We start from the raw sequence: 25,260 nt of genomic DNA, 5'->3' as shown, positions 1-25,260 counted from the left end.
TGTCTCACGCCCGGAGTAGGACTATTCAATAGATAGTTGTAGGAAAATTCCGCAACCATCGAGTGAAAATCCGAGCAAGGGGTAGGACAAAACGTCCAATTGCCAACGCGCTCCAGTGAGAATACAGTACCATATCTTCATCCCCTGTACTGGACTTTCCTGTATGTTTTCATTAAAAGTTCGTCGCGGACTGCTTCTTTTACCTCTCGCATTGTTGGCTGGTTGCAATACGGTGGTACTGAATCCGTCCGGAGACATCGCAGTTCAGCAAGGCAATCTGATTGTCATCTCGACATTGCTGATGCTGTTGATTATCGTTCCGGTAATCGCCCTGACCCTGCTTTTCGCATGGCGCTATAGAAAAAACAACACCGCGGCCAAATACGAGCCGGACTGGGACCACTCGACTCGCCTCGAGCTGATCATCTGGGGCGCGCCCCTGCTGATCATCATCGTGCTGGGCCTGCTGACCTGGATCAGCACCCACACCCTCGATCCTTATCGTCCGCTGAGCCGTATCGACGCCAACCGTCCGATTCCTGCCAGCCACAAACCGATGATCGTCGAAGTGGTGGCCCTGGACTGGAAATGGCTGTTCATCTACCCGGAGCAAGGCATCGCTTCCGTGAATGAACTGTACGCGCCCGTCGACCGTCCGATCCGCTTCAAGATCACCGCTTCGTCCGTCATGAACTCGTTCTTCATCCCCGCACTGGCAGGTCAGATCTACGCCATGCCGGGCATGGAAACCCAGTTGAATGCCGTCATCAACAAGCCTGGCGAATACAAGGGCTTTTCCGCCAACTACAGCGGTGCCGGTTTCTCGGGCATGCGCTTCAAGTTCCACGGCGTGAACGATGCGGACTTCGACAAATGGGTGGCATCGGCACGTGCCGGTGGCGGCGCGCTGAACCGCGACGACTACCTGGAACTGGCCAAGCCTAGCGAACGCGACCCGGTCCGCCGCTACAGCGCCGTCCCTAGCGATCTGTACAAGGCAATCCTGAACCGCACCATCGTTTCCGACGCCCTGTGCGTGACGCCGGTCGAGCCATACAAATTGACGATGGCAAATAGCCCGGTAGCGGCCGTAACGGCAGTAGTCGCTAGCGATGCAGTAGTTGAAAAGGGCGTTCAAGCCAAGTAACGACTGCATGAATCCCGCAGCGCATTGCGCTGCAGATACTGGCGCCGCTTGCCTGGCGCCTCCCTTTTTTCTCTGAGAGTAACAATGCTAGACCATATTGATCTGACGAAGCTTATATTCGGCCGTCTGACTTGGGATGCAATTCCATTTCACGAACCTATCCTGCTGGTGACCTTTGCCATGGTTGCCCTGGGCGGTATCGCACTCGTTGCGGCACTGACGTATTTCCGCGTCTGGGGTACCCTGTGGCGCGACTGGATCACCAGCATCGACCATAAAAAAATCGGTATCATGTACATGATCCTGGGCCTCGTCATGCTGCTGCGCGGCTTTGCCGACGCGCTCATGATGCGCACCCAGCAGGCTGTCGCCTTTGGCGACAACGCCGGCTTCCTGCCACCGCATCACTACGACCAGATCTTCACCGCCCACGGCGTGATCATGATCTTCTTCGTCGCGATGCCTTTCGTGACGGGTCTGATGAACTACGTGGTGCCGCTGCAAATCGGCGCGCGCGACGTGGCTTTCCCTTTCCTCAACAACTTCAGCTTCTGGATGACCACCATGGGCGCCGTCCTGGTGATGGCCTCGCTGTTCGTCGGCGAATTCGCCCGCACGGGCTGGCTGGCGTATCCGCCGCTGTCGGGCATCGTCGGCAGTCCGGACGTGGGGGTAGACTATTACATATGGTCGCTGCAGATTGCCGGGGTCGGGACGCTATTGTCCGGTGTCAACCTGATCGCCACCATCGTCAAGATGCGCGCGCCAGGCATGACCTGGATGAAAATGCCCGTTTTCACCTGGACGGCACTGTGCACCAACATCCTGATCGTCGCCGCCTTCCCGGTGCTGACGGCCGTATTGGCCATGCTGTCGCTGGACCGCGTTGCCGGCTTTAACTTCTTCACGACGGAACTGGGCGGCAACGCCATGATGTACGTCAACCTGATCTGGATCTGGGGTCACCCGGAAGTCTACATCCTGATCCTGCCGCTGTTCGGCGTGTTCTCGGAAGTGGTCGCCACGTTCAGCAGCAAGCGCCTGTTCGGCTACGCCTCGATGGTGTACGCCACCTGCGTCATCATGATCCTGTCGTACCTGGTATGGCTGCATCACTTCTTTACCATGGGTTCGGGCGCCAGCGTCAACTCCTTCTTCGGCATCACGACGATGATCATTTCGATCCCGACGGGCGCGAAGATCTTCAACTGGCTGTTTACCATGTACCGCGGCCGTATCCGCTTCGAACTGCCCATGCTGTGGACGATTGGCTTCATGGTCACCTTCACCATCGGCGGCATGACCGGCGTGCTGCTGGCCGTACCTCCAGCGGACTTCGTATTGCACAACAGTCTGTTCCTGATTGCCCACTTCCATAACGTGATTATCGGCGGCGTGGTCTTCGGTGTGTTTGCTGCAATCAACTACTGGTTCCCGAAAGCCTTCGGCTACAAGCTCGACACGTTCTGGGGCAAGTGCTCGTTCTGGTTCTGGTTCGTCGGCTTCTACCTGGCCTTCATGCCGCTGTACGTGCTGGGCCTGATGGGCGTGACCCGCCGTGTCAACCACTTTGAAGATCCATCGTTGCAAATCTGGACCATCATCGCCTGGTTTGGCGCCGTCTCGATCGCGCTGGGCATCGCTTCCCTGCTGATGCAGTTCTATGTGAGTTTCCGCAACCGTCACGCCCTGCGCGACGTCACCGGCGACCCATGGGGCGGCCGTACGCTGGAGTGGGCGACGTCGTCGCCACCGCCAGACTATAATTTTGCCTTCACGCCACAAGTGCACGAACTCGATGCATGGACCGACATGAAGAAACACGGTTACCAGCGTCCGACCTCCGGTTTCACGAAGATCCACATGCCGAAGAACACCTGGGCCGGTTTCGTGGTCGCCGCACTGTCCGCTCTGGTCGGCTTTGGCCTGATCTGGCAAATGTGGCTCGTTGCCAGCGTTGGCTTCGTGATCATGATGGCCGCCATCATCGTCCATACCTTTAACTACAAGCGCGATTACTACATTCCTGCGGAAGAAGTGGTCCGTACCGAAGACGCTTATACTAAATTGCTGAGCAGCCATGTCTGATACCATCGCCCATAACACCGGCGCCGCTGGCGCCGCACCAAGCACGCGCAGCTACTTTGTGCGCGAGCACCACCCGGAAAACGGCAGCCTGCTGGGTTTCTGGCTCTACCTGATGAGCGATTGCCTGATCTTCGCCTGTCTGTTCGCCACCTATGCAGTGCTGGGCCGCAGCTACGCGGACGGCCCGACGGGTGCCGCGCTGTTCGACCTGCCGCTGGTCGCCGTCAACACGGCCATGCTGCTGCTGTCGTCGATCACCTACGGTTTCGCCATGCTGGCCATGCAGCGCAAGCAATTGCGCAGCACGCTGGTCTGGCTGGCCATCACGGGCCTGTTCGGCCTGGCCTTCCTGTCGCTGGAAATGTATGAATTCATGCATCTGATCCACGAAGGCGCCGGTCCGCAGCGCAGCGCGTTCCTGTCCTCGTTCTTCGCCCTGGTCGGTACCCACGGCTTGCACGTGACGTTCGGCGTGATCTGGCTCGTGACCCTGATGTTCCAGTTGAACAAGCATGGCCTGACGCCGGAAAACGGCCGTCGCATGATGTGCCTGTCGTTGTTCTGGCATTTCCTGGACGTCATCTGGATCGGCGTCTTCACCTTTGTCTACCTGATGGGAGTGCTGCCATGAGCGACCACCACACACACGGCGATAGCCACCACCATGACCAGCACGACCATGGCAGCTTGAAAAGCTATGCCATCGGCTTCATCCTGTCGGTGATCCTGACGGCCATTCCTTTCTGGCTGGTGATGACGAAAGCCATCACCAACTCGGGCACCATGGGCCTGGTCCTGCTGGCGTTCGCGGCTGTTCAAGTCGTGGTACACATGGTGTACTTCCTGCACATGAACACCAAGTCGGAAGGCGGCTGGAACATGATGGCGCTGATCTTCACGATCATGATCGTGGGTATTGCCATGGCCGGTTCCCTGTGGGTCATGTACCACATGAACCACAACATGATGCCGGATCTGATGCCTGAGTACATGCATACGAAAACGGCTCCATGATGAGTCAACCGCGCCCAAGCAACACCGGGCGCGCCCCTGGCGCCGCATCGCAAGATGCCGCGCCAGGCCCACGCGGCATGGTCGTGCGATATGCACTGGCCTTGCTGGCGGGGATCTTGTTTGCCGGTTTCTGTGCCCTGGGCACCTGGCAAGTCAAGCGCCTCTTCTGGAAGCTTGACCTGATCGAGCGCGTCGAACAACGCGTACATGCGCCCGCAACGGACGCACCTGGACCCGCAGCCTGGGCCAAGGTCACGCAGCAAACGGATGAATACCGCCATGTGCGACTCTCCGGTACGTATCTCCCCATTTTCAATACCCTGGTGCAGGCAACAACGGCACTGGGCAGCGGCTATTGGCTGGTGACGCCCTTGCGCCTGGCCGACGGCAGCACCGTGCTGGTCAACCGCGGCTTCGTGCCCAGGCGCGAAGGCATCGCCGCCGGCACGCCGGCCGGCATCGTCGAGGTCGACGGCTTGCTGCGCATCAGCGAGACGGGCGGCGGTTTCCTGCGCGAAAACAGTCCTGCCACGCAGCACTGGTATTCGCGCGACGTGGCCGCCATCGGCGCCTCGCACATGCTGACCAACGTGGCGCCATATTTTGTCGACGCGAAGGCAAAGTCGGAAACGGCTGCCGACGCCCCCGTCGGCGGCCTGACAGTGGTTTCCTTCCACAACAATCACCTCGTGTATGCGCTGACGTGGTTCGCGCTGGCCTTGATGGTAGCCGGTATCACGTGGTGGATCGTGCGCGAGGACAAGCGCCGCCGTTCCCGCAGCAAGAACCTTGATCATTCGCAAGAAAGCGACCATGCCGGGCAGGATTGAAATCCTGCCCAACCGCGAGGTACTGGAACGCGGTACGGTGGCGGCCGAGATGGAACATCCGGCCGGCCACCAGAACATGAAGCTGCTGATCCAGCTGCGCTGGCTGGCTGTGATCGGCCAGATCAGCACCATCTTCGGCGTGGGCGTGGGGCTGGGCATCGCCTTGCCCGTGCCCTACATGCTGGAAGTGCTGTCCTGCCTCATCGCCTTCAACCTGGCCAGCCTGCTGCGCTGGCACGAGCGCCAGCCCGTCTCCAACACGGCCCTGTTCCTCGCCCTGCTGGTCGACGTCACCGTGCTGACGGCCCAGCTCTACCTGAGCGGCGGCATCACCAATCCGTTCGCCTTCCTGTATTTGCTGCAAGTCATCCTCAGCGCCGTGCTGCTGGAAGTGTGGTCGACCTGGATCATGGTGGCCATTACCAGCCTGTGCCTGGCCGGCCTGGCCCTGCTGCCCGGCCCTTTGATCCTGCCGATCGACCCGGAGCGGGGCTTTTCCAGCCTGTACGTGCAGGGCTTGCTGATCTGCTTCATCCTCAACGCGGCCCTGCTCGTGGTGTTCATCACGCGCATCAACCGCAACCAGCGGGCCGGCGACGCCAAGGTGGCCGATTTGCGCCAGCGGGCGGCGGAAGAAGAGCACATCATCCGCATGGGCTTGCTGGCTTCGGGCGCCGCGCACGAGCTGGGCACGCCGCTGGCGACCCTGTCCGTCATCCTCGGCGACTGGCGCCGCATGCCGGAACTGAGCAAGAACAGCGAATTGCTGGAAGAAATCACGGAAATGCAGGCGCAATTGCAGCGCTGCAAGAGCATCGTCAGCGGCATTTTGCTGTCGGCGGGCGAGGCGCGCGGCGAATCGTCCGTGAAGACGACGATCAACACCTTCCTCAACGATCTCGTGGACGAATGGCGCAGCAGCCGGCCCATCCATGATTTCGAGTACGATAACCGCATCGAGCACGACGTGCCCGTCGTCTTCGATTCGACCCTGAAACAAACCATCTGCAATGTGCTCGACAATGCGCTGGAAGCGTCGCCCGACTGGCTGCGTTTCGAAGCCACGCGCGAAGCGGATGCCTTGCACCTGGTGATCACCGATGCGGGCCCCGGCTTCGAGCCGTCGATGCTGACGCACCTGGGCAAACCGTATCAAAGCAGCAAGGGCAAGCCCGGCGGCGGCCTCGGTCTGTTCCTGGTGGTCAACGTTGCGCGCACCCTGGGCGGCACGGTGACGGCGCGCAACCGGGTGCAGGGCGGGGCGGTGGTGCACCTGGCCTTGCCGCTGGCGGCCATCAAATTGGAAAGAGAAAGCGACCACCATGCAGGATGACCGTCTGTTGTTGATCGTGGAAGACGACGCCGCGTTCGCCCGCACCCTGGGCCGCTCGTTCGAGCGGCGCGGCTACCAGGTCATCCTGGCCACGAATTTCGACGAAGCGAGTGCCTTGCTGGAGCAGCATTGCCCCGACTACGCCGTCGTCGACTTAAAACTCAATGGCAATACCTCGGGCCTGGCCTGCGTGCAGATGCTGCACCAGCACGATCCGGAGATGCTGATCGTCGTGCTGACGGGCTACGCCAGCATCGGCACGGCCGTCGAAGCGATCAAGCTGGGCGCCTGCCAGTACCTGGCGAAGCCGTCGAACACGGACGATATCGAAGCTGCCTTCGGCCACGTGGCCGGCAATGCCGACATCGAACTGACGAACCGCGCCACCAATATCAAGACCCTGGAATGGGAACGCATCCACGAAATGCTGGCCGAGACGGATTTCAATATCTCGGAAACGGCGAGAAGGCTGGGCATGCACCGGCGTACCCTGGCAAGGAAGCTGGAGAAGCAGCGGGTGAAGTAGGGCCGCGCAGGCGCTCGCTGTCCTGCGCAAAACGACGCTGCCTGCGCTGGCGCACCTTGAAGCCGCCGCCGAAGCGGACATGACAGTGTCTGCGCGGAAACGCGCGCGCAGTGGCTGGCGGAACCAGGCGAGGTGTTCTCACTGCCAGGGAACCTTGCCCTGCCGTATACTCACGGCGGCCTGCCCATGTTAGTGCTTGGCATCAAAGTAGCGCACGTTGCCTGTTGGCAAGGCCCCATCCAGCACCAGGGCCTGGAAATATTCAGGCTGCGCGCGTCACGGCGCCGGTGTCGGCCGGGGTTTCCTTGCGAATGATCAATGTTTGTACTTCCAAGACAGGCCTCTGCAGTTGTTGGTCAGGCTGCGTCGTGCTGCGACGGATGGCTAGCCGTTGATGTTATATCCCGATACTTTCCAGACGGAATCCTTTTCCAGCACCGTCGTGACGGTTTCCTGCACGTTGGCCTTGTTTTCAAACTGGCTCACGTAGTCGATGACAACCTTGTCCTGGCCAGGCTTGCCGGCCGGGGTCTTTTGCAGGGCGGCGGACTTGAGCTTGCGCGACTTGAACTCGCCCAGCGGCCAGTGCACGGCCGTGACGACCATCTTCCAGCTCGACTTCGACATTTCGCTGCGCAGCGACGCGGCACTGCTGTCCCAGGTGGCCGCAGTATCGCCCGCATCCATGCGCTTGAGCCAGCTTTCCGCCGCCAGCCTGGCGGCCGCCACATCCTTCGTTTCCTGCGCCATGGCAGGCTGGGCGCCCAACATGGCGGCGGCGAGGAACAGCGATGTGAGGAGTTTCATGGTGGTTCCCGAAAGTATTGAACAGACGTCCAGACTATCGCCAAACGTCGGTCCGGCATAGCCTTTTTTATGTGCGGCGGCGTGCATGCAACATCACGCCGCCAGCCACGCCATCTTCTGCACCTGGATATGGGGATGGCTTTCCAGCGGCTCCCATTCCGGTAAAAAGACAAAGCCCTGTTTCTGGTAGAACGCGGCCGCGCGGGTGTTTTCCGGCGCCACGTCGAGCACCAGCCGCGGATGGCCGTTGGCCACAGCGCATTGCTTCACGGCATCGACCAGCTGGCGCGCCACGTCCCGGCCCCGATAGCCGGGATGTACCCACATGGCGATCAGGTGGCACTCGCCATTGGCGCCCACCACTTGCGCGGCGAGGCCGATGGCTTGCTCTCCATCAAAGGCGAGGAAGAACGTGCGCTGCGGGGTGGGGATGGCGCGCTGCCGCCAGTCCGCATCGGAAAATCTTGCCGCGCTGGCGTGGCTGGCGCCGAAGGCCGTGGGGGCGTCGAGCAGGGCGGCCAGGCGCGCGGACTTCAGCGCCGGCCAGTCGGCGGCGTTGGTGGACCGGATGAGGATGTGATTCAAGTCTGCGGCATTCCTTCACTGGTGGGCGCGTCCGTGGACGAGGAAATCTTTCTGTACGCTTCCGCCAGCATCGTGACGGTCGCCACGTCATTCACGCTGCGCGCTTCGATGACTGTCTCGCCCGCGGCGATGGTCACGTCGCCGTCCGCATAGCTGGCGGGAAAGCGCCGTTCGACGATCTTGCTGGTGAGGACATTGCGCGAATAGCGCAGCGCCACGAGCCGGTCGCCATCGTGCTTGATGACGACATAGTTCGGCACCGTGGTGCGTGCCAGTTTCCAGGTGCCGATAAAGTCTTCGACAGGGGCGGCGCTGGCGTTGGTGAACAGCCCGCAGCAGGCGGTGGTAATACCCAAAAACAAATTTTTCATGGTGCCGGCAATTCCATGCAAGGGTGGCCCGCATAGGCGGGAAAGACGTCCGTCATGCTTGAATGGCGTGGCGCGCGTCCATGGATGGCGCCAGTCATTTAAGTATTTGATAATATTAACAGCATCACCGCCTTGCCGGTGCCCGTGCATGCTGCAGTGTTGTATGCGCGCAAGACTTTGCCTAGCTGTTGGCCTTAAACGCGCGGTGGTAGGTCACGTTGCCTGTTGGTAAGGACCCCGCCAGATGCAGTGCCTGGAAATACTCGGCCGGCACGCCCGGCAGGACCAAGGCAGCGTCCGAGCGGAAGCCGAAACGCCCGTAATACCGTGGATCGCCCAGCACCACGCAGCCGGCCGCGCCCAGCTGGCGCAAGTCGTCCAGCAATCGCCCTATGAGCTGGCTGCCCACGCCCTGTTGCTGATGGTCAGGGGCAACGGAAACGGGACCCAGCCCATACCAGCAAGGCGTGCCGTCGCTGATGCTGACGGGGGAAGCGGCCACGTGGCCGATGATGGCGCCTTGCAGTTCGGCCACCAGCGACACGCTCAAGGCGCCCGCGGCACGCAGCGCGTGCACGATGAACTGTTCCGTGTGGTCCGTGTGTTCGGCGTGCAGGAACGCCTCGCGCGTGAGCTGGTCGATGGCGGTGATGTCGGCCGCGGTTTCCTTGCGAATGATCAGCGCTGGCGTCATGACTGGTCCCACACTTCGATGGTCAGCAATTGCCCGGGCATGCAGGCGGCGATGCGTTCGCCGTGCACGGTGATGCTGCCGGGCCAGCCCGTGGGCCGGTCGCGGGGAAATTCGCCCTCCTGCGCTTCGGCGATGCCGGCCTGCAGCAGGGGCGCGATGACGTCCGCCGTGGCCGTGTAGCGGTTGGGAAAGCCGTTGAAGGCCAGCTGGGTGGCCTTGCCTTGCGTACACAGTTGCGCGATCCAGTCGGCGCCGGACAAGCCCGCTTCCCAGGTGGCGAGGAATGCCTGCTTGCCGACTTTCGTCATATCTGCCATCTGTTCCGGCGTTTCAGTCGAGATAATGGTCCACCAGCCGGACATGGGTCTTCCTTGTAAAAAATTAAACGGATCAGCGTGTCATGGCGCGCCGCAACACATAGCTGAGGCCATCGACGGCCGCCACCATCAGCAGCATGGCGACGATGACGGTGGCGGCGCTGGGCATCTGGAACAGGGACAGATGGTATTTCAGCATCTGCCCCAGGCCGCCCGCGCCGACGACGCCGAGGATGGCGGCGGCGCGGATATTGTTTTCCCAGCGGTACAGGGTGTACGACATCATTTGCGGGCTGCACTGCGGCAAGGTGGCGTACAGGAAGGCCACGGCGGGGCGCGCGCCATTGATGCGCAGGGTGGCGGCCGGCAAGGGCGGGCAATTCTCGAAGGCGTCGGCAAACAAACGTCCCAGCACGCCCACCGTGTGCAGGGCCAGCGCCAGGGTGCCCGCGAACGGACCCAGTCCGGCGGCGATCAGCAGGATCGAGGCCCACACCAGTTCGGGAATCGAGCGCAGCACATTCAGCACGCCCCGTGTCGCGTTGCGCGCCACATTGCCAAAACGGCCGCTGGCGGGCAGGGCCAGCAGCGCGCCCAGCACGGCGGCAATCACCGTGCCGATGGCGGACATGGCCAGGGTCTCGAAGGTGGCCGCGCCCACTTTCATCAGGAAGTTCGGCGCCAGCTCGGGCGGCGCGAAGCCGTGCAGGAAGTCGGCGCTCGTGCGCACGGCGTCGGCGCTGAAGAACTCGCCCCATTTCAGGGGCAGGGTGGCAAAGCTGGCGATGACCAGCAGCAGCAAGCAGGCCAGCAAGGCCCAGGTGGACCAGCGCACGGGCTCGGCAACAGGCAGCATGGACGTATCGCTCTTCATGCCAGCCTCCGGCGCAGCATGGCCGAGACGGCATCGGCGCCCGCCACCAGCAGCACGAAGACCATCAGCATGGTGGCCAGTTCGCTGCCCGCCATCATCTTCATCGATTCATCCATGCGCTGGCCCAGGCCGCCCGCACCGACAAAACCCATGACGACGGAGCCGCGGATCGCGCATTCCCAGCGGTAGATCGTGTAGGACACCAGTTCGGCGGCCGATTCGGGCAGGGCGCCATACAGCAGGGCTTTCAGCCTGCCGCTGCCGTTGTGCAATAACGCGTTGCAGGCGGCTGCGTCCGATGATTCGAGGATTTCCGCGTAGACCTTGCCCAGCATGCCGCAATAGGTGAGGGCGATGGCGATCACGCCCGCCGTCGGCCCCAGGCCCACGATGCGCACCAGTAATAGTGCCCACACCAGTTCCGGCACGCTGCGCAGCAGCACCAGCAGGGCGCGCACGCCATGGCGCACGCCGGCGGCCAGCGGCGACACCCGGCCGCAACCGATGCGCGAAATGGACAGGCGTTCCGTCACCAGCAAGGTCAGGGGGATGGCGCCCAGCATGGCCAGCGCCATGCCGGCCGTGGCCATGGCAATGGTTTCCCAACTGGAAATGGCCACCAGTTGCAGGAATTCCAGCGAGTGGGCGGGCGGCACGAAACTGGCAAGGAATTGCCAGGTGGCGGCCAGGCTTTGCGCATCCCATAAAATCCACGGCTTGAATTCCGCTTGCACCAGCATCGGCCACAGCACGAGCAGCACGACGACGGCGCCGGTCAGGCGCCCGCGCCAGGCGGGGTCGCGCGGGATGGCGGTGCCCGTCAGCAAAGGGGCCTCGCGGCGTCCAGCTGCGTTTCCACGGCTTCGAACTGCGGCGCGGGATCGGCCTTGTTGCGGTACAGCGCTTCGATCATGGCGTCGCTGACTTCGGCGCCAGGCAAGTCGAAGACGATCTTGCCGTCACGCAGGGCGACGATGCGGGGAAAACAGGCGCGCGCGATATCCACCTGGTGCAGGCTGCAGATCAGGGTGGCGTGGCGCGCAGTCGCTTCCGCCTGCAGCACATGGATGGTCTGCAAGGCCAGCGTGGGGTCGAGCGCGGACAGCGGTTCGTCGACGAGGAACACTTGCGCATCCGACACGAGCGCGCGGGCCATGCCGCAGCGCTGGCGTTCGCCGCCGGACAGGCGGTCGACCCGCGCATACAGCTTATCCTGCAGGTTGAATTTAGCCAAGGCGTCCCAGGCGGCGCGCGGGTCCACGGGCGCCAGCAGCGAGCGGATGGCCGTCCACAAGCTCCATTGGGGCAAGCGGCCCGCCAGCACGGCGTTGACGACCCGCTGGCGCGGCGGCAAGGGCGGCGTCTGCGGCGCCAGGAACAGGCGCGCGCGCAAGGCGTGGCGTGCGCCGCTGCCGATTTGCCATGGCGAAGTGCCAAGGATGCTCAAGGTGCCGGACTCGGGGCGCAGCGCGCAGGCCAGGGTATGCAGCAGGCTGGTCTTGCCGGCGCCGGAGGGGCCGATCAGGGCGATCTGTTCACCTTGGGCCACGTCCAGGCTCAGCTCGCGCAGGGCCAGCGCATGGCCGGCGGCGCCCGCGTGGTGGACGCTGACCTTGTGAAGTTGGAATGTCATGCGTTTGTTGGCTACGATTGCTGGAGAGTTGTTACATCTATTGAAGTCCGGGGCAAAGAGCCGGGGTCAGACCCGACGGGTCTGACCCCGGATTTCTGCCGCGTGTCGGAAATTACTTCAGCAAACCCGCATTGCGCGCAGCCGCTTCGATATCCTTGTAGTTCTCCGCCTTGGTGGGGATGAACTTGGTGGCGCGCTGCAGTTCGAGGATTTCCTTGCCTTCAGGCGTGGATGGGTCCAGCGCCAGGAAGGCATCCGTCAGTTTCTTGCGCACGGCGGGGTTCATGTCGGCGCGCACGCTCCAGTTGTAATCGTAGTAGCCGGGGGTCGTGTAGAACACGCGCACCTTGGCGGGATCGACTTTCTTTGCTTCCAGCAGTTTTTCCCACACGGAGATATTCAAGGTGCCCGCATCGACCTTGCCGCCGGCGACGGCCGCCACGGTGGCGTCATGCGCGCCGGAAAACGCGATGCGCTTCATGTCCGTGTCCGGGTTGATCTTGGCGGCCAGCAAGTAGTAGCGCGGCATCAAGTGGCCCGACGTCGACGATTCCGAGCCGAACGTGAAGTTCTTGCCTTTCAGGTCGGACAACTGGTTGATGTCCTTGCTGGTGGTGACGAATACGGAGCGGAACTTCGTGTCTTCCTCGCGCTGCACCAGGGGCACGATCTTGCCGCCGCTGCGCACGTTCGCTTGCACGAAGGTAAAGCCGCCGAACCAGACCATGTCGAGCTTGTGATTGATCAAGCCTTCCACGGATGCCGCGTAGTCGGTCACGGGCGTAAATTCCACCTTCATGCCCAGCTTTTTTTCCAGGTAGCTGCCCAGCGGCTTGAACTTGCGCTGCAATTCCGTGGGCGCCTCGTCGGGAATGGCGGAGACGCGCAGCACTTGCTGTGCCTGCGCCAGGCCGCTGTGGATGGCCAGGGTGGCGGCGACGGTGGCCAGGATGGCGGGGAACTTGGAAAATGAGTTGGAGAATGTGGTCATGGGACTGCCTTTGCAAAAAATATTCATTAGATTACGGAAACCCCGGTACTGCCTTCCTGCATCTCGCCGATGACGACGGCGTCGCCAAAGCCTTCGGCGCGGAAAATCGCCAGCACTTGCTCGACGGCTTCCGGCGCGCACGCCACCAGCAGGGGGCCGGCCGTCTGCGGGTCCGTCAGAATCGCCTTGTCGATGGCGCTCAAGCCGTCGTCGAGCTGCACTTGCGCGCCATAGCCTTGCCAGTTGCGGCCCGAGGCACCCGTGATGTTGCCGTTCTGCGCCAGTTGCTGCACTTGCGGCAGCAGGGGCACGTCTTGCATGGCGATACGCGCCTGCAACCTGGCGCCGCGCGCCAGTTCCAGGGTGTGGCCCAGCAAGCCGAAGCCCGTCACGTCCGTCAGCGCATGCACGCCGTCCAGCAGGGCCAGTTTCTTGCCCGGGGTATTCAATTTGGTGGTGTTGGCGATCAGGGAAGCGTAGCCATCCGCGTCCAGCGCATTTTTCTTCAGCGCCGCCGACAAGATGCCCACGCCGATCGGCTTGCCCAATACCAGCTTGTCGCCGGCGCGCGCGCCCGCGTTGCGTTTCACTTGCGACGGGTGGACCAGGCCCAGCACGACCAGGCCGTAGATCGGTTCGACGGAATCGATGGTGTGGCCGCCCGCGATGGGGATGCCGGCCTGGGCGCAGATGGTTTCGCCGCCTTTCAAGATGAGGCCGATGGTTTCCACGGGCAGCTTGTTGATCGGCATGCCGACCAGGGCCAGCGCCATGATGGGCGTGCCGCCCATGGCGTACACGTCGGAAATGGCGTTGGTGGCGGCGATGCGGCCAAAGTCGAACGGGTCGTCGACGATGGGCATGAAGAAATCCGTGGTGGCGATCAGCGCCTGCTCGTCGTTAAGCTGGTAGACGGCCGCGTCATCCGAGGTTTCTATGCCGACCAGCAATTCCTTCGGCAGGGGAAAGCCGCCGCTGCCCTTTAAAATGTCGGCCAGCACGCCCGGCGCAATTTTGCAGCCGCAGCCGCCGCCATGGGCAAATTCGGTCAACCGGATGGGAGTATTTGGTGTTGCTGCGCTATCGGACATGGTCGTCATCCTGCTCAAAAAGGTCATTGAAAGCTGCGCCGGCCTACGCGGCGCTGGCGGTGCGGTTGTCGCCGACGATAGCACATAATGCGCGTGCGGCTTGCTCAAAGGCATGTTCTGAAATGTCGGGCAAGTGCAGCGGCGTCGCCTGGGCGTAGCGGCTGAAGTTGCGGGCGATCGATTGGCGGTAGACGGGGTCGTAATGCTGCACCAGCAATTCCTGCACCAGCTCGGCCATGCGGCCCGCCGTCGCCAGTTGCTGCCAATGGGCAATTTTCTCCTTGCCATGCAGCTGCGTCAACAGGGCCAGCTGCACGTTCAGGCGCGCCGCGTCGGCCACGTAATGTTCGTAATCCTGCATCAGCAGCTGCACGCGCTGCTCCGTGGCCAGCTGCACGTCCGTGCAGGCGGCTGCGCGCATCTTCTCCATCAGCGCGTCGGGCACGCGCAAGCGGCCCACTTTCTTGCTTTCGGACTCGATGAACACGGGCAGCGCGGGGTCGAAATGGCGCAGCTGCTGCCACAGCGCGCTTTCAAACGCCTTTTGCGCCGGCTGCTCGGCCTCGGGCAAGCCGCCCAGCACGGAGCCGCGGTGGGCCGCCAGTTGCTCCAGGTCGATCACTTGCGCGCCTTGCCGGTCCAGCACCTGCAGCAAACGGCTCTTGCCGCTGCCCGTGGGGCCGCACAGCACGTTGATGAAATCGAATCGGGCGGGCAGGGTGGCCAGCTCCGCATTCACGTGGCGCCGGTATTCCTTGTAGCCGCCGTCGAGCTGCGTGACGGGCCAGCCGATGCGCGCCAGGATGTGCGCCATGGCGCCGCTGCGGTTGCCGCCGCGCCAGCAGTAGACGAGCGGTTTCCAGTGCTGCGGGTGGCCGAGGAAGCCATCCTCGATATGCCGCGCGATATTTTTCGCGATCAGCGCCGCGCCCAGTTTCTTTGCCTCGAAGGCGCTCGTCTGCTTGTACAGGGTGCCCACGCGCACGCGTTCTTCATCGTCCAGCACGGGCAGGTTGATGGCGCCCGGCAAGTGGTCTTCCGCGAACTCGGACGGGCTGCGCACATCGATGATGGCATCGAACTCGTTCAAACGGGGCAGGATGTCGCTGAAAGGCAGGACTGCAGGGTATTTCATCGTGGCGCGGCTGCTTGGAATGGGGAAAGACGTATTATCCTCGATAAAGGCCGTTGGCGTGGGGGCAAACGCCGCCCCTTGCGTTGCCGCGCCTGGCCGCCGTCCTGCATGGCCGTGAAGAACTGGGGCAGGCGGTGCGGGGCGTCGTCGCCCAGGCACAGGCGCAATACGCGCGCACGACGAGCGCGTGGATTTCCTCGCGGGTATCGACCTGATCGTGCATGGCATGCAGGCACCGCAAGCGGCCCGCTAGCCCAGCAGATGCCCCAGCAGCGGCGCCAGCAGTACCGTCACGACGCCGGAAAAAATCATCGTCAGGCTGGCCACGGCGCCTTCTTCCGTGCCCACGCGGCGCGCCACGGACAGGCCGAAGCCGTGCGCGGCCGCGCCATACGGGGCGCCGCGGGCGATGCGCATGCGCAAGGGCAGCAGTTTCAGCAGCGGCTTGCCCAGCATCAGGCCAAACAGGCCCGTCATCACCACGAAGATGCCCGTCAGCTGGGCCGAGCCGCCCATGTGGCGCGACGCTTCCAGCGCGAACGGCGTGGACACGGAGCGGGCCAGCAGGCTGCGCGCCATGTCGCCGTGCACGCCCAGCAGCCGGTCCAGCAGCAGGGTGGCGGCGACCGAAGCCACGATGCCGGCGCAGCTGCCCAGGCCCAGGGCCAGCCAGTGCTTGCGGATCAGCTTGCGCTCCTGGAAGATGGGCAGCGCAAACGCCACGGTGGCCGGTCCCAGCAGCCACGGCAGCCAGCGCGTCTCGCCGAAATACGTGGCGAACGGCGTCGAAGTGGCCTGCACGATGACAATCAGGATGGCCGAGGTGCAGATGGCGGGCGTGAGCAGGAAATGCGGGTGGCGCTTGTGCAGCGCCTGGTTGGCATAGAACAGCACCAGGGTCAGCAGCAGGAACAGCAGCGACAACATCAGGGTATTCATGCGGCCGTCCTCGCCGCGCGCTGGCGCAGCAGTGTTTGCAGGCGCAGCTTGCGTTCATAGCGGCACACCCATTCCACGGTCAAGGCCGTGGCCAGCATCACGCTGGCAAAGCCCAGGCCGATATTGAAGAACAGCATCAGCCCCTGCGACTTCAGCAGCTGCGTAAACTGCACTACGGACACCACCAGCGGAATGAAGAACAGCAGCATATTGGCCAGCAGCCAGTTCGCGCCCAGTTCGATGGCGGCGGGCCGCACCCAGCCCGCCAGCAAGAGGGCCACCAGCACGAACAGGCCCACCACGCCGCCGGAAAACGGCAGGTGCAGGGCGGCGGCGGCGGCGTCGGCCAGCCACCAGGCGGCGATGAGCACGCCCACCTGCCACACGGTCTGCGCCGGCTGGCGCCAGGCGGGGGCAGGCATCCGGGAGACGGCGGCGGGGTGATGCAGGACGGGGGCTTTCACGGCGGACTCTCAAACGGCAGGGGGAAGGCTTCATTGTAGGGACCCGACATTAAAAGATAAAATGACTTAAACTCATGATCATCATTCGACATTGGAATGCATCATGGATATCCGCTCCCTGCGCTACTTCGTCGAAGTGGTCGAGCAAAACAGTTTTACGCGCGCGGCCGCCCGGCTGCACGTGACGCAGCCGACAGTGAGCAAGATGATCGCCCAGCTGGAACAGTCGCTGGACCTGGCCTTGCTGGACCGCGCGGGCAAGCGCTTCACCCTGACGGACGCGGGCAAGGTGGTGCTGTCGCGCGCGCATGAATTGCTGGCCCTGCACGGGGAACTGAAGGTGGAATTGCGCGACCTGCAGCAGCTGGAGCGGGGCGAGCTGCGCGTAGGCGTGTCGCCGCAGACCCATTCCACCTTGGCGCCATGGCTGGCCGAATACCACCAGCGCTATCCGGGCATCGAACTGAAGATGTACGAGAGCGGCACGCAGGCCATCGAGCGCGACTTGCGCACTGGCACGGTGGAACTGGGCACCATGCTCGACTATCCGGGCAATGCGGCCACCTGGCAGGATTTCGACGCCTTGCCCCTCGTGCGTTCGCCCCTGTGCCTGCTGGCCGCGCCCGGCTCGCCGTGGCAGGGCCGTTCCTCCGTGGCCCTGGCCGAGCTGGCCGACAGCCCCTTCATTTTCTACGGCGCCGCGTTTGCCCTGAACGACATCGTGCAGGATGCCTGCCAGCGGGCCGGCTTTGCGCCGCGCATCACGGGCCGCAGCGGCCAGTGGGACTTCATTGCCTCGCTGGTCAGGCTGGGCGTGGGCATCTGCCTGCTGCCGAAGATGTATTGCGACACCCTGGAACAATCGCAGTTTGCCGTCATTCCCCTGGCGGGACCGCCCGTGGAATGGAATCTGATGCTGGCCTGGCGCCGTGGCGGGCGGCTGTCGTTCGCGGCGCGCGCGTGGCTGGACCTCGTCCGGGCGCGCATGGCGGACGCGGCACGTTTACAATAGGCGCTCGCCAACTTCCGCCCGACCAGATGAACATCAACGCCAAGGTTACAGCCAAAATCAAACGCACGGCCGGCTCGCTGCTGCTGGGATTGTTATGCACCGTGGGCCTGATGAGCGAAATGGGCTACGCCCAGGCCGCCATTCCCGTGTATGGTTATTTCGTCAAGAATACTTATCCGCACGATCCCCAGGCCTTCACGCAGGGCTTGCTGTTCAAGGATGGCCATCTGTACGAAAGCACGGGCCAGAACGGCCAGTCCTCCCTGCGCAAGGTGGAATTGACGACGGGCAAGGTGCTGCAGAAAAGCATGCTGGACAAGAATGTGTTCGGCGAAGGCATCACGGACGTGGGCGACGAGATCCTGGGCCTGACGTGGATTTCGCAGACGGGCTATGTGTTCGACCTGAAGACGTTCAAACTCAAGCGCAAATTCAGCTACCAGGGCGAAGGCTGGGGCCTGGCCAGCGATGGTCATTTCGTCTACATGAGCGACGGCACCTCGGCCATCCGCGTGCTTAATCCGAAGACCCTGGCCGAGGTGCGCCGTTTCGACGTGAAGGCGGAAGGGCGGCCCATCGAGCGCCTGAATGAGCTGGAAATGGTCGACGGCGAACTGTTTGCCAACGTGTGGGGCGCGGACGTGATCGCCCGCATCGACCCGGCCAGCGGCAAGGTCGTGGGCTGGATCGACCTGACGGGCTTGCTGCCGCCCGAGCAGCGGGGCACGGCCAATCCCGACGCCGTGCTCAACGGCATCGCCTGGGATGCGCGCGGCAAGCGTTTGTTTGTCACGGGCAAACTGTGGCCCAAGCTGTTCGAGATCGAACTGATCGAAATCCAGCGCCATTGATGTTTCCTATCGGACAGTGTTGCTGACGAGGAATCGTTTATGATGCGGTTCCTTCGCCTTGCGCGACCCTTGCAGGATGCCATGCTGTCTCTTCCTTTATGCCGTTTGGCGGCGGCCGCCGGCTTACTTGCCGCCGTCTTGCCCGCCGCCCAGGCGCAAACACCATACGTGCCGGTGATGAAGCAATACGGCGACTTTGTCGTCACGCGCGACCGCCACGACCCGCTCGTCAACTTGTCTTTCCGCAAGCACGGCTATTGGCCCGGCGGCGCGCGCGAAGTGGTGGAAGTGCGGCCCCTCAAGGCTACGCGCGATGGCCAGCCCATGCTGCTGGCCTTTACCAAGGGCTATACGGGGCAGGGCACCATCCTGATCGGCGTGCAGAACGGCGTACCGCTGATGCGCCCCGTCAGTCCTTTGCGGCGCGACGACATGGCGCGCACGGAGCGCGACCCCGAATGGGGCGTACCGCAGCCGGGCCGCAGCGAAATACTGCTGTTTGCCCGCGACGGCCGCGCGCTCGACACGGACTCGGGCGAACTGCTGTGGTTTGACATGCCGGGCATTGTCACGGGCGATTACGCGCCCGCCATGCTGGTCTCCGTCTCGCCCGACAGCCGGCGCGGCGCCTATCTGGCCCGCAGGGCGACCAGTGTGGAGGTCGTCGTCGCCACGCGCGACGATGGCGTGGCAGGCGTGCTGGCCTTGCCGCCCGACACCTATCAACGGTGGCTGAAGCCCTTGTCGCAGGCTGCTGCCGAGCAGGCGGGCGCCGCCATCAAGGCGCGCCAGGGCCGCACGGATTCGAACCGCATCCAGCGCGAGCTGGAACTGGCCTGGTTCGGCCAGCAATTTCAATGGACACTGGACAAGAACGGCTGGCAGGTGACGGGGCTGGGCCTCAGTTCCGTGCCGCCCGAGGGGGAACAGCCATGAGCATGCCGAGACTGATCGCCGGCTGCCTCGCCGCCTCTCTGCTGGCCGGCTGCGTGCACGGGGAAATATTCGCCCAGGATTATCTGGCGCAAGACATCGACAAGCAGCAAGCCTTGCTGGAACTGGACGTGGTCTTCGGGCAAGCGCCCGATGACAAGCTGACGTCGCGCGTGACGGCCCGCAATACCGTGGAATACGGGGGCGCGCCGCATATCGTCGTGCCGTTTTACCAGAAAGGCCTCGGCTTCGACCAGGGTTTTGCCGGCACCTATATGTTTGCCGTGCCCTATCCGATCGCCAAGGTCGAAACGGCCACGGCCAGCAGCCGCGTCTTCGGCCAGAAACTTGACGGCCAGCAGCAGGGCAGCCCGCGCTACCGCTTCCGCGTGCCGGGCAAGGCGCAGTGGAACAGCAATGAGACCTTCATGCTGGGCTTTGAGCGCAAGGGCCGCCGCGAAGAAATCACTTTCCGCTTCAGCAACGAGCAAAGCTGCCCGTCCGCCTTCCTGGCCACCACGCCTATCTACGGCTTTGCCATCAAGGTGGTCGCCACGTTCAAGGATAACAAAGGCTGCCTGAAAGTATGCGACAGCCGCGACCAGTGGCCCGGTTTCTGCGCGTTCCAGCCGCCGCCGGGCAACTGACTTGCATCATGCAAGCCACGGGCCGGCGCTTGCCGGCGCCGCGCTTATACACGCGCGCGTTTTGCCGATTCTATTCAATTGTCATCGAATGGCCGCGTACCACGGCTATTTTCACGGCGAAAGGCAGGCTGGACTGACGCAGCGCCATGCCTGGGCCAGCGCATAAATCTTGCCGCAAAAATATCTTTCTCAAGCGTATGATTTCTGTGCCGTGGGCAGCGCTCGCAGATGGCGCGTCCCGGCCCGATATCCGAAACGCATCCTTCCTGTGGAGAGACAGAATGAAAATGCCCGTTTTAGGCAGCACCCAGCCAGCCATCACCAGGCGCCCCCTCGACATGCTGGACACGGACAAGGCCGCCGTGCGCGCCATCGCCCAGGCGGCCGTCAGCGTGGAACTGTTTACCATTCCCCTGTACATGGCCACCATGTACTCGATCCATGGCACGCACCAGATCAACTCGAAAGGCATCACCTATTATGAGGGGCGCCAGTGGCCGGGCATGGGCACCACGGCCCGCCCCGAACTGAAGGAGCAAAAGGCGTTCAACGTCATCTTCAGCGTCTTCATCCAGGAAATGCTGCATCTGCAGATGGCGGCCAACCTGGCCACGGCCATCGGCACGGCGCCGTGCTTCACGGGCTCGGAGCTGCAATCGCAGGACCACGGCTGGACCTGCTATGGCAAGAGCTGCACGGTGATCCCGCACATCGTCGACTTGCAGGACACCTCGGGCTACCGCCACGTGCGCGTCAACCTGGAAGAGCTGAACGCCAACCAGTGCGACCTGTTCCTCGCCATCGAGCAGCCCGAGGAGCAGGTACGGGCCCAGCTGGCCGAATTCGACAAGCACAACCACACCAAATATTTCCCCGAGGTGCCGTTCGCGGGCTGGACGCCTGGCAAGCACGTGCAGGATCTGCCCCTGTTCGGCACAATCGGCTACATGTACGAATGCTATGCGCGCTACATCAGCATCGAATATGCGGATGGCCAGACGCTGTGGCAAAAGCTGTTCGTCAACGGCTCGGTGCAGCAGGACATGTTCAACAGCCAGGTGCAGGGCCATGCGCGCGCGGAATTTCCCAAGTTCGACACCTGCTTCGGTCCGCAAGACCAGGATGGCGGCCAGACGGGCTCGTTCAACAAGGCCATCGACATGATGGCGGCCATTACGGATCAGGGCGAGGGCAGCGAAGCGGCCATCCGGCGCTACCGGCGCGACGCAGCGCAGCGCCTGATGGCCGTGCAGCCCGACTACCGCGAAGACCTGGCCGCCTTGAAATGCGATTATCCGTCGTATGCGAACAATGGCAAGGATGCGGAATCGCGCGACGCGCAGGCGCGCCACGACAGCGCGCCGTTCGACCATTACGAGCGTTTCGGCCAGGTCAAGGCCATTGCTGCCGGTTAAAACCTGGGCCAGCTGGCACGGCGAGGGCCAGCGCTGGACCGAGGCCATGCTGACCAACGAGCGCTACAACCCGGCCACGGCGCCAAAGAATATCCCTGCGCCCGCCGCCGTGGCAGGTGCCCTGAACCGCCTGAAGGACGCCAGCGGCACCCTGCAGATGCTGAGCACGGTCGCCACGGGCGCCATCTATGGCATCACTTCCGTGCTGGACAAGTACTGGCTGAACCAGGACCTGGACTTCCCGTATCCGTCGATGGTGGGCGCGGGCGACCGCATGGCCATCTGCTGGGCCGTGCTGGGCCAGGCGCCGAACCTGGCGACGGGCGTGCCGCTGGCCGAGAAAAGCGTGCTCTATCACGCCTGCCAGGGCATGCACCTGGAAGGCGAGGCCTCGTCCACCTGTGCCGCGCTGGCCGTCTACCATACCTGCCGCGGCTCGAACGGCTGCCATGCCCAGGGCGGCTGCGGCTTTGCCCAGGCCGACACGGGCGGCTCGTCCTGCGGCCACTCGGTCAAGCTGGCCGCCTCGCCCGGCACGCCGTGCTACGTGCCGCCACCGCCGCCGCAGCCCGACAAGGTCTACAGCGCGCCCAGCGACAACAAATGCGGCGGCTTCGGCGGCTGCGCCGTGCCGATCTCGGCTTCGCAGCTGTATCCGAACACGACGGGCAAGGAACCGCCCGAGCCTGCCACCATGACCCTGTACGATTTCGGTCCCGCGCCCGACCACCGCAGCATTGCGCTGGGCCAGACCATGAGCTTTGCGCTGGGCGACAATGTCTACGACAAGGCGTGGGAAGCCTACGGCAAGGTGATGGCAGCGCGCGGCACGCCGGTGGGGGCGCCGCCGCCGCCCACCGACCTGCGCCTGGCCCTGCCGCCATCGACCTGATGCCGCGCGCCATGCATGACGTGCCGGCGCGCCTGGGCTTGCCGAACCTGGGCCTGGGCGTGGGGCTGCGTCCGCCGCACTATGCGGACATCCTGCGCCACGGGCCGCAGGTGGACTGGTTCGAGATCATCAGCGAGAACTTCATCGACAACCACGGCTATGCGCGCCATGTGCTGGAGCAGGTGGCGGCGCAGGTGCCCATCGTCATGCATGGCGTCTCGCTGTCGATCGGCAGCAGCGATCCGCTCAATCTCGCCTATCTGCGCCAGCTGCGCCAGCTGGCCGGGGAGATCCGCCCCGCGTGGATTTCCGACCACCTGTGCTGGACGGGCGCCGCCTCGCTCAACAGCCACGACTTGCTGCCGCTGCCGCTGGACGAGGCCAGCCTGCGCCACGTGGCGGGCAGGGTGCGCCAGGTGCAGGAGTTTCTGGGGCGTCCCCTGATTCTGGAAAACCCCAGCAGCTACGTGGAATTTGCCCAGTCCAGCATGCCGGAGTGGGAATTCCTGGGCCGCCTGGCCGAAGACACGGGCTGCGGGCTCTTACTGGACGTCAACAATGTCCACGTTTGCGCGCATAACCACGGCTATGACGCGGCTCACTACATCCGCCAGCTGCCGCACGCGCACATCGTGCAGATCCACCTGGCCGGGCCCACCGTCTGCGGTGCCGTGCTGATCGACACCCACGACGCGCCCGTGCCGGCCGCCGTGTGGCGCCTGTACGCGCTGGCGCAACAGCTGACGGGCGGCGTGTCGGCCCTGCTGGAATGGGATGCCAACATCCCGCCGTACCCGCAGTTGCTGGCCGAACTGGGCAAGGCGCGCGCGGCCGAGCGGGGAGAGTTTGCGGATGCGGCGCCCGCCATGGCCGGGGCTGCGGGCGCCGTGTCGGCACCGCTGGGCTTTCATCTGGAGGCGGCCCATGCACCGTAGCGCCGCCGGCGGCGCGGTCGACGATGGAGCGGCGGACGGGGCTGAGGAAGGATCTGGCGGCGCCCCCGTGCCGCTGGCGCAACTGCAGGCGTGGTTCCTGACGGCGATGACGGCGCCGGGCGGCGCGGCGCGGGGTGTCCAGCTGGCCGGCGAGCGCCATGGCTTGACGCAGGAGCAAGTGCTGAAACGGGCCAGGGGCGGGCCGGCGCCGCTGCACATCCATGCGGACGGCTATGTGCAGCGCCTGCTCGAATGCCTGCAAGCCGACTATCCCGTCTTGCGCAAGGTCATGGGCGACGAACTGTTCGCCTTCTTTGCCCGCGCCTATGTCTGGCGCCACCCGTCCGCCTCCGCGACCTTGTATGACCTGGGCGGCGGCTTTGCCGATTTTCTCGCTGCCAGCCAGCGTGACGCCGGGGAACGGCAGCAGGCCTTGCGCTTCCCCGTGGAGCTGGCACGGCTGGAACGGGCGCGCAGCGAGGCGGGCAGGGCGCCCGGCATGGAAAAGCTGGCGCCGCCCATGCTGCCTTCCGGCCTGGAGTTGCTGCTGGCGCCGATGCAGCAATGGCGTCTGGCGCCGTGCGCGCGGCTGCTGGCCCTGTCGTTCCCCTTGTGCAACTACTGGCAGCAGGCGCAGGCCGCGCCCGGCGACGCCGTGCCGGCCCAGCCGCAGGCCAGCCCCGCTTTTGTCGCCATTTCACGCATGCATTACCGGATCGTCATGCAGGAGCTGCAGCCATGGCAGTTTTACTGGCTGCAGGCGCTGGACGGCGGCGCGCCGCCGGCGCAGTGCGCGCGGCAGGCGGCGCACGCGGGCGGCAGGACGCCGGACGAGGTGCAGGCGGACGCCATGCTGTGGCTGCCTATGGCGGCTGCGGCGGGGCTCGTCAGCAGTCATGCCTGAGCGAAAAGCGGCGGACGCAAAAAAGGCCGATGAAAATCGGCCCCGATGACGGCTGAATGTGTTGCTTAGCGGTAAAACGCTTCGACTTTGCCCTTCAGCTTGATCTGCAGCGGACGGCCGCGGCGGTCCAGCGACTTGGTGGAAGCGACCTTGATCCAGCGTTCGCTGATGCAATATTCTTCCACGTCAAGACGTTCCTTGTCGTTGAAGCGGATGCCGACGTCGTTCTCGAACACGGCTGCAACGTGGTAAGGGCTGCTGGGGTCGATCGACAGGCGATCGGGCAATGGGGGTAAGGTGGTGGTATCGTTCATGGGCGTAATTATCGCCCAGAATGCCGATCCAGACAACGGGGTGCGCATGCTTATCTGGCGGCCCGCGGCGCGGCGCCCCCCGAATTTCCTTTGCCTGCCGTCGTTCCACCCCTACAGATGCCGTGTTTCCTGCGGCGGCACATTCCACTCGTCATGCAAGCCATCGACAAAGGTGAAGGGTACCCGGGCCAGTGCGGCCGCCGACACGTCGTCGAGGCAGTTGACGCCGATGCCGACAAACGCGCCGCTGCGGGCGGAATCGCCGCGGCTGAACAGGCGCACGCCACAGTGGCGGCAAAAATAGTGGCGTTCGCGGCCGGCGCCGAAGCGGTATTCGCTCAAGGCCGCCTCGCCGGCCAGCAGGCGGAAGGCCGTGGGCGGCACCTGGCTGGCCCAGCAGCGGATTTTCAGGCAATAGGAACAGTTGCAGCGCAGGCTGGGCGCCGCCAGGTCGATCTCGGCCGCGAAGCGCACGGCGCCGCAGTGGCAACTGCCATGACAGGTTTTTTTCATCGTGG

At 63.9% G+C, this 25,260-nt stretch carries 31 protein-coding genes; 16 read left to right on the top strand and 15 right to left on the bottom strand.

What is annotated here, in order from left to right; translation table 11 throughout:
• Positions 1-163 precede the first annotated feature (163 nt).
• From cyoA to GCN74_RS06090, 7 genes are all read left to right on the top strand, one after another.
• Entirely contained in the window at positions 164-1,147 is a 984-nt protein-coding gene (gene cyoA, locus GCN74_RS06120; RefSeq protein WP_226938890.1) for a ubiquinol oxidase subunit II, read from the top strand.
• Between the two features lie 84 nt (positions 1,148-1,231).
• Positions 1,232-3,235 (top strand): cytochrome o ubiquinol oxidase subunit I, encoded by a 2,004-nt coding sequence (gene cyoB / locus GCN74_RS06115; protein WP_152255819.1) that lies wholly within the window; start codon positions 1,232-1,234, stop codon positions 3,233-3,235.
• A complete protein-coding gene (gene cyoC, locus GCN74_RS06110) occupies positions 3,228-3,866 on the top strand; it encodes a cytochrome o ubiquinol oxidase subunit III (protein WP_152255818.1) in 639 nt (212 codons plus the stop codon). Before cyoB ends, cyoC begins: the two co-directional genes overlap by 8 nt.
• Positions 3,863-4,249, top strand: coding sequence for a cytochrome o ubiquinol oxidase subunit IV (gene cyoD / locus GCN74_RS06105; RefSeq protein ID WP_092797724.1), 387 nt, complete (start codon positions 3,863-3,865; stop codon positions 4,247-4,249). The genes cyoC and cyoD overlap by 4 nt, the downstream gene beginning before the upstream one ends.
• A complete protein-coding gene (locus GCN74_RS06100) occupies positions 4,246-5,079 on the top strand; it encodes an SURF1 family protein (protein ID WP_152255817.1) in 834 nt (277 codons plus the stop codon). The genes cyoD and GCN74_RS06100 overlap by 4 nt, the downstream gene beginning before the upstream one ends.
• On the top strand, positions 5,063-6,412 hold the full coding sequence (locus GCN74_RS06095) for an ATP-binding protein (RefSeq protein WP_152255816.1): 1,350 nt from the start codon (positions 5,063-5,065) through the stop codon (positions 6,410-6,412). Before GCN74_RS06100 ends, GCN74_RS06095 begins: the two co-directional genes overlap by 17 nt.
• On the top strand, positions 6,402-6,938 hold the full coding sequence (locus GCN74_RS06090) for a response regulator transcription factor (protein WP_034788474.1): 537 nt from the start codon (positions 6,402-6,404) through the stop codon (positions 6,936-6,938). The genes GCN74_RS06095 and GCN74_RS06090 overlap by 11 nt, the downstream gene beginning before the upstream one ends.
• Positions 6,939-7,322: 384 nt before the next feature.
• Here GCN74_RS06090 and GCN74_RS06085 read toward each other — a convergent pair whose 3' ends face one another.
• From GCN74_RS06085 to mnmH, 11 genes are all read right to left on the bottom strand, one after another.
• Positions 7,323-7,745 (bottom strand): DUF4019 domain-containing protein, encoded by a 423-nt coding sequence (locus tag GCN74_RS06085; protein WP_193316986.1) that lies wholly within the window; start codon positions 7,743-7,745, stop codon positions 7,323-7,325.
• A gap of 93 nt (positions 7,746-7,838) precedes the next feature.
• Positions 7,839-8,330: a GNAT family N-acetyltransferase gene (locus tag GCN74_RS06080; RefSeq protein ID WP_152255814.1), complete on the bottom strand. Its 492-nt coding sequence runs from the start codon at positions 8,328-8,330 to the stop codon at positions 7,839-7,841.
• Positions 8,327-8,701 carry a hypothetical protein gene (locus GCN74_RS06075; protein WP_152255813.1) on the bottom strand — a complete coding sequence of 125 codons (375 nt, stop codon included), beginning with the start codon at positions 8,699-8,701 and terminating at the stop codon, positions 8,327-8,329. The genes GCN74_RS06080 and GCN74_RS06075 overlap by 4 nt, the downstream gene beginning before the upstream one ends.
• A 181-nt stretch (positions 8,702-8,882) precedes the next feature.
• A complete protein-coding gene (locus GCN74_RS06070; RefSeq protein WP_152255812.1) occupies positions 8,883-9,395 on the bottom strand; it encodes a GNAT family N-acetyltransferase in 513 nt (170 codons plus the stop codon).
• Positions 9,392-9,757: a hypothetical protein gene (locus tag GCN74_RS06065; RefSeq protein ID WP_152255811.1), complete on the bottom strand. Its 366-nt coding sequence runs from the start codon at positions 9,755-9,757 to the stop codon at positions 9,392-9,394. The genes GCN74_RS06070 and GCN74_RS06065 overlap by 4 nt, the downstream gene beginning before the upstream one ends.
• Positions 9,758-9,785: 28 nt before the next feature.
• The gene (phnE, locus tag GCN74_RS06060; RefSeq protein ID WP_152255810.1) at positions 9,786-10,586 is read right to left on the bottom strand and encodes a phosphonate ABC transporter, permease protein PhnE; all 801 of its coding nucleotides are present in this window, start codon (positions 10,584-10,586) and stop codon (positions 9,786-9,788) included.
• On the bottom strand, positions 10,583-11,413 hold the full coding sequence (locus tag GCN74_RS06055; protein ID WP_152255809.1) for a PhnE/PtxC family ABC transporter permease: 831 nt from the start codon (positions 11,411-11,413) through the stop codon (positions 10,583-10,585). The genes phnE and GCN74_RS06055 overlap by 4 nt, the downstream gene beginning before the upstream one ends.
• Positions 11,407-12,219 (bottom strand): phosphonate ABC transporter ATP-binding protein, encoded by an 813-nt coding sequence (locus GCN74_RS06050; protein WP_152255808.1) that lies wholly within the window; start codon positions 12,217-12,219, stop codon positions 11,407-11,409. The genes GCN74_RS06055 and GCN74_RS06050 overlap by 7 nt, the downstream gene beginning before the upstream one ends.
• 112 nt (positions 12,220-12,331) lie before the next feature.
• On the bottom strand, positions 12,332-13,210 hold the full coding sequence (locus tag GCN74_RS06045; protein WP_193316985.1) for a putative selenate ABC transporter substrate-binding protein: 879 nt from the start codon (positions 13,208-13,210) through the stop codon (positions 12,332-12,334).
• Between the two features lie 26 nt (positions 13,211-13,236).
• Positions 13,237-14,301 carry a selenide, water dikinase SelD gene (gene selD, locus GCN74_RS06040; protein ID WP_152255807.1) on the bottom strand — a complete coding sequence of 355 codons (1,065 nt, stop codon included), beginning with the start codon at positions 14,299-14,301 and terminating at the stop codon, positions 13,237-13,239.
• A 43-nt stretch (positions 14,302-14,344) separates the two neighbouring features.
• Positions 14,345-15,436, bottom strand: a complete 1,092-nt coding sequence (gene mnmH, locus GCN74_RS06035; protein WP_152255806.1) for a tRNA 2-selenouridine(34) synthase MnmH — start codon at positions 15,434-15,436, stop codon at positions 14,345-14,347.
• Between the two features lie 53 nt (positions 15,437-15,489).
• Here mnmH and GCN74_RS28660 point away from each other — a divergent pair, with 53 nt between their 5' ends.
• On the top strand, positions 15,490-15,651 hold the full coding sequence (locus tag GCN74_RS28660; protein WP_193316984.1) for a hypothetical protein: 162 nt from the start codon (positions 15,490-15,492) through the stop codon (positions 15,649-15,651).
• A 34-nt stretch (positions 15,652-15,685) separates the two neighbouring features.
• Here the strand turns inward: GCN74_RS28660 and GCN74_RS06030 are convergent, their stop codons facing one another.
• Complete coding sequence (locus tag GCN74_RS06030) at positions 15,686-16,375, bottom strand: LrgB family protein (RefSeq protein WP_152255805.1); 690 nt, start codon at positions 16,373-16,375, stop codon at positions 15,686-15,688.
• On the bottom strand, positions 16,372-16,839 hold the full coding sequence (locus tag GCN74_RS06025) for a CidA/LrgA family protein (protein WP_226938888.1): 468 nt from the start codon (positions 16,837-16,839) through the stop codon (positions 16,372-16,374). The genes GCN74_RS06030 and GCN74_RS06025 overlap by 4 nt, the downstream gene beginning before the upstream one ends.
• Positions 16,840-16,942: 103 nt before the next feature.
• Here GCN74_RS06025 and GCN74_RS06020 point away from each other — a divergent pair, with 103 nt between their 5' ends.
• The 8 genes from GCN74_RS06020 to GCN74_RS05990 all read left to right on the top strand — a co-directional run bounded on the left by GCN74_RS06020 (position 16,943) and on the right by GCN74_RS05990 (position 24,428).
• Entirely contained in the window at positions 16,943-17,851 is a 909-nt protein-coding gene (locus GCN74_RS06020) for a LysR family transcriptional regulator (RefSeq protein ID WP_152255804.1), read from the top strand.
• A 26-nt stretch (positions 17,852-17,877) separates the two neighbouring features.
• Complete coding sequence (locus tag GCN74_RS06015) at positions 17,878-18,702, top strand: glutaminyl-peptide cyclotransferase (RefSeq protein ID WP_152255803.1); 825 nt, start codon at positions 17,878-17,880, stop codon at positions 18,700-18,702.
• A gap of 81 nt (positions 18,703-18,783) precedes the next feature.
• Entirely contained in the window at positions 18,784-19,638 is an 855-nt protein-coding gene (locus GCN74_RS06010; protein WP_152255802.1) for a hypothetical protein, read from the top strand.
• The gene (locus GCN74_RS06005; RefSeq protein ID WP_152255801.1) at positions 19,635-20,282 is read left to right on the top strand and encodes a hypothetical protein; all 648 of its coding nucleotides are present in this window, start codon (positions 19,635-19,637) and stop codon (positions 20,280-20,282) included. The genes GCN74_RS06010 and GCN74_RS06005 overlap by 4 nt, the downstream gene beginning before the upstream one ends.
• Before the next feature lie 281 nt (positions 20,283-20,563).
• The gene (locus tag GCN74_RS29210) at positions 20,564-21,697 is read left to right on the top strand and encodes a ferritin-like protein (RefSeq protein ID WP_226938887.1); all 1,134 of its coding nucleotides are present in this window, start codon (positions 20,564-20,566) and stop codon (positions 21,695-21,697) included.
• Entirely contained in the window at positions 21,684-22,589 is a 906-nt protein-coding gene (locus GCN74_RS29205) for a hypothetical protein (RefSeq protein WP_226938886.1), read from the top strand. Before GCN74_RS29210 ends, GCN74_RS29205 begins: the two co-directional genes overlap by 14 nt.
• A gap of 11 nt (positions 22,590-22,600) precedes the next feature.
• Positions 22,601-23,524, top strand: coding sequence for a DUF692 domain-containing protein (locus tag GCN74_RS05995; RefSeq protein ID WP_152255845.1), 924 nt, complete (start codon positions 22,601-22,603; stop codon positions 23,522-23,524).
• On the top strand, positions 23,514-24,428 hold the full coding sequence (locus GCN74_RS05990; protein ID WP_152255800.1) for a DNA-binding domain-containing protein: 915 nt from the start codon (positions 23,514-23,516) through the stop codon (positions 24,426-24,428). The genes GCN74_RS05995 and GCN74_RS05990 overlap by 11 nt, the downstream gene beginning before the upstream one ends.
• A 65-nt stretch (positions 24,429-24,493) precedes the next feature.
• On the opposite strand, the gene GCN74_RS05985 is transcribed toward GCN74_RS05990, so the two are convergent.
• Positions 24,494-24,742, bottom strand: a complete 249-nt coding sequence (locus GCN74_RS05985; RefSeq protein WP_010398340.1) for a DUF3297 family protein — start codon at positions 24,740-24,742, stop codon at positions 24,494-24,496.
• Between the two features lie 111 nt (positions 24,743-24,853).
• A complete protein-coding gene (locus tag GCN74_RS05980; protein ID WP_152255799.1) occupies positions 24,854-25,255 on the bottom strand; it encodes a GFA family protein in 402 nt (133 codons plus the stop codon).
• Positions 25,256-25,260: the final 5 nt, after the last annotated feature.

Source organism: Janthinobacterium sp. FT14W (genome assembly GCF_009208755.1).
GTDB classification, from domain to species: domain Bacteria; phylum Pseudomonadota; class Gammaproteobacteria; order Burkholderiales; family Burkholderiaceae_D; genus Janthinobacterium; species Janthinobacterium violaceinigrum.
The sequence above is the reverse complement of the archived record's forward strand: the minus strand, read 5'-3'. Positions and strand labels throughout refer to the sequence as shown.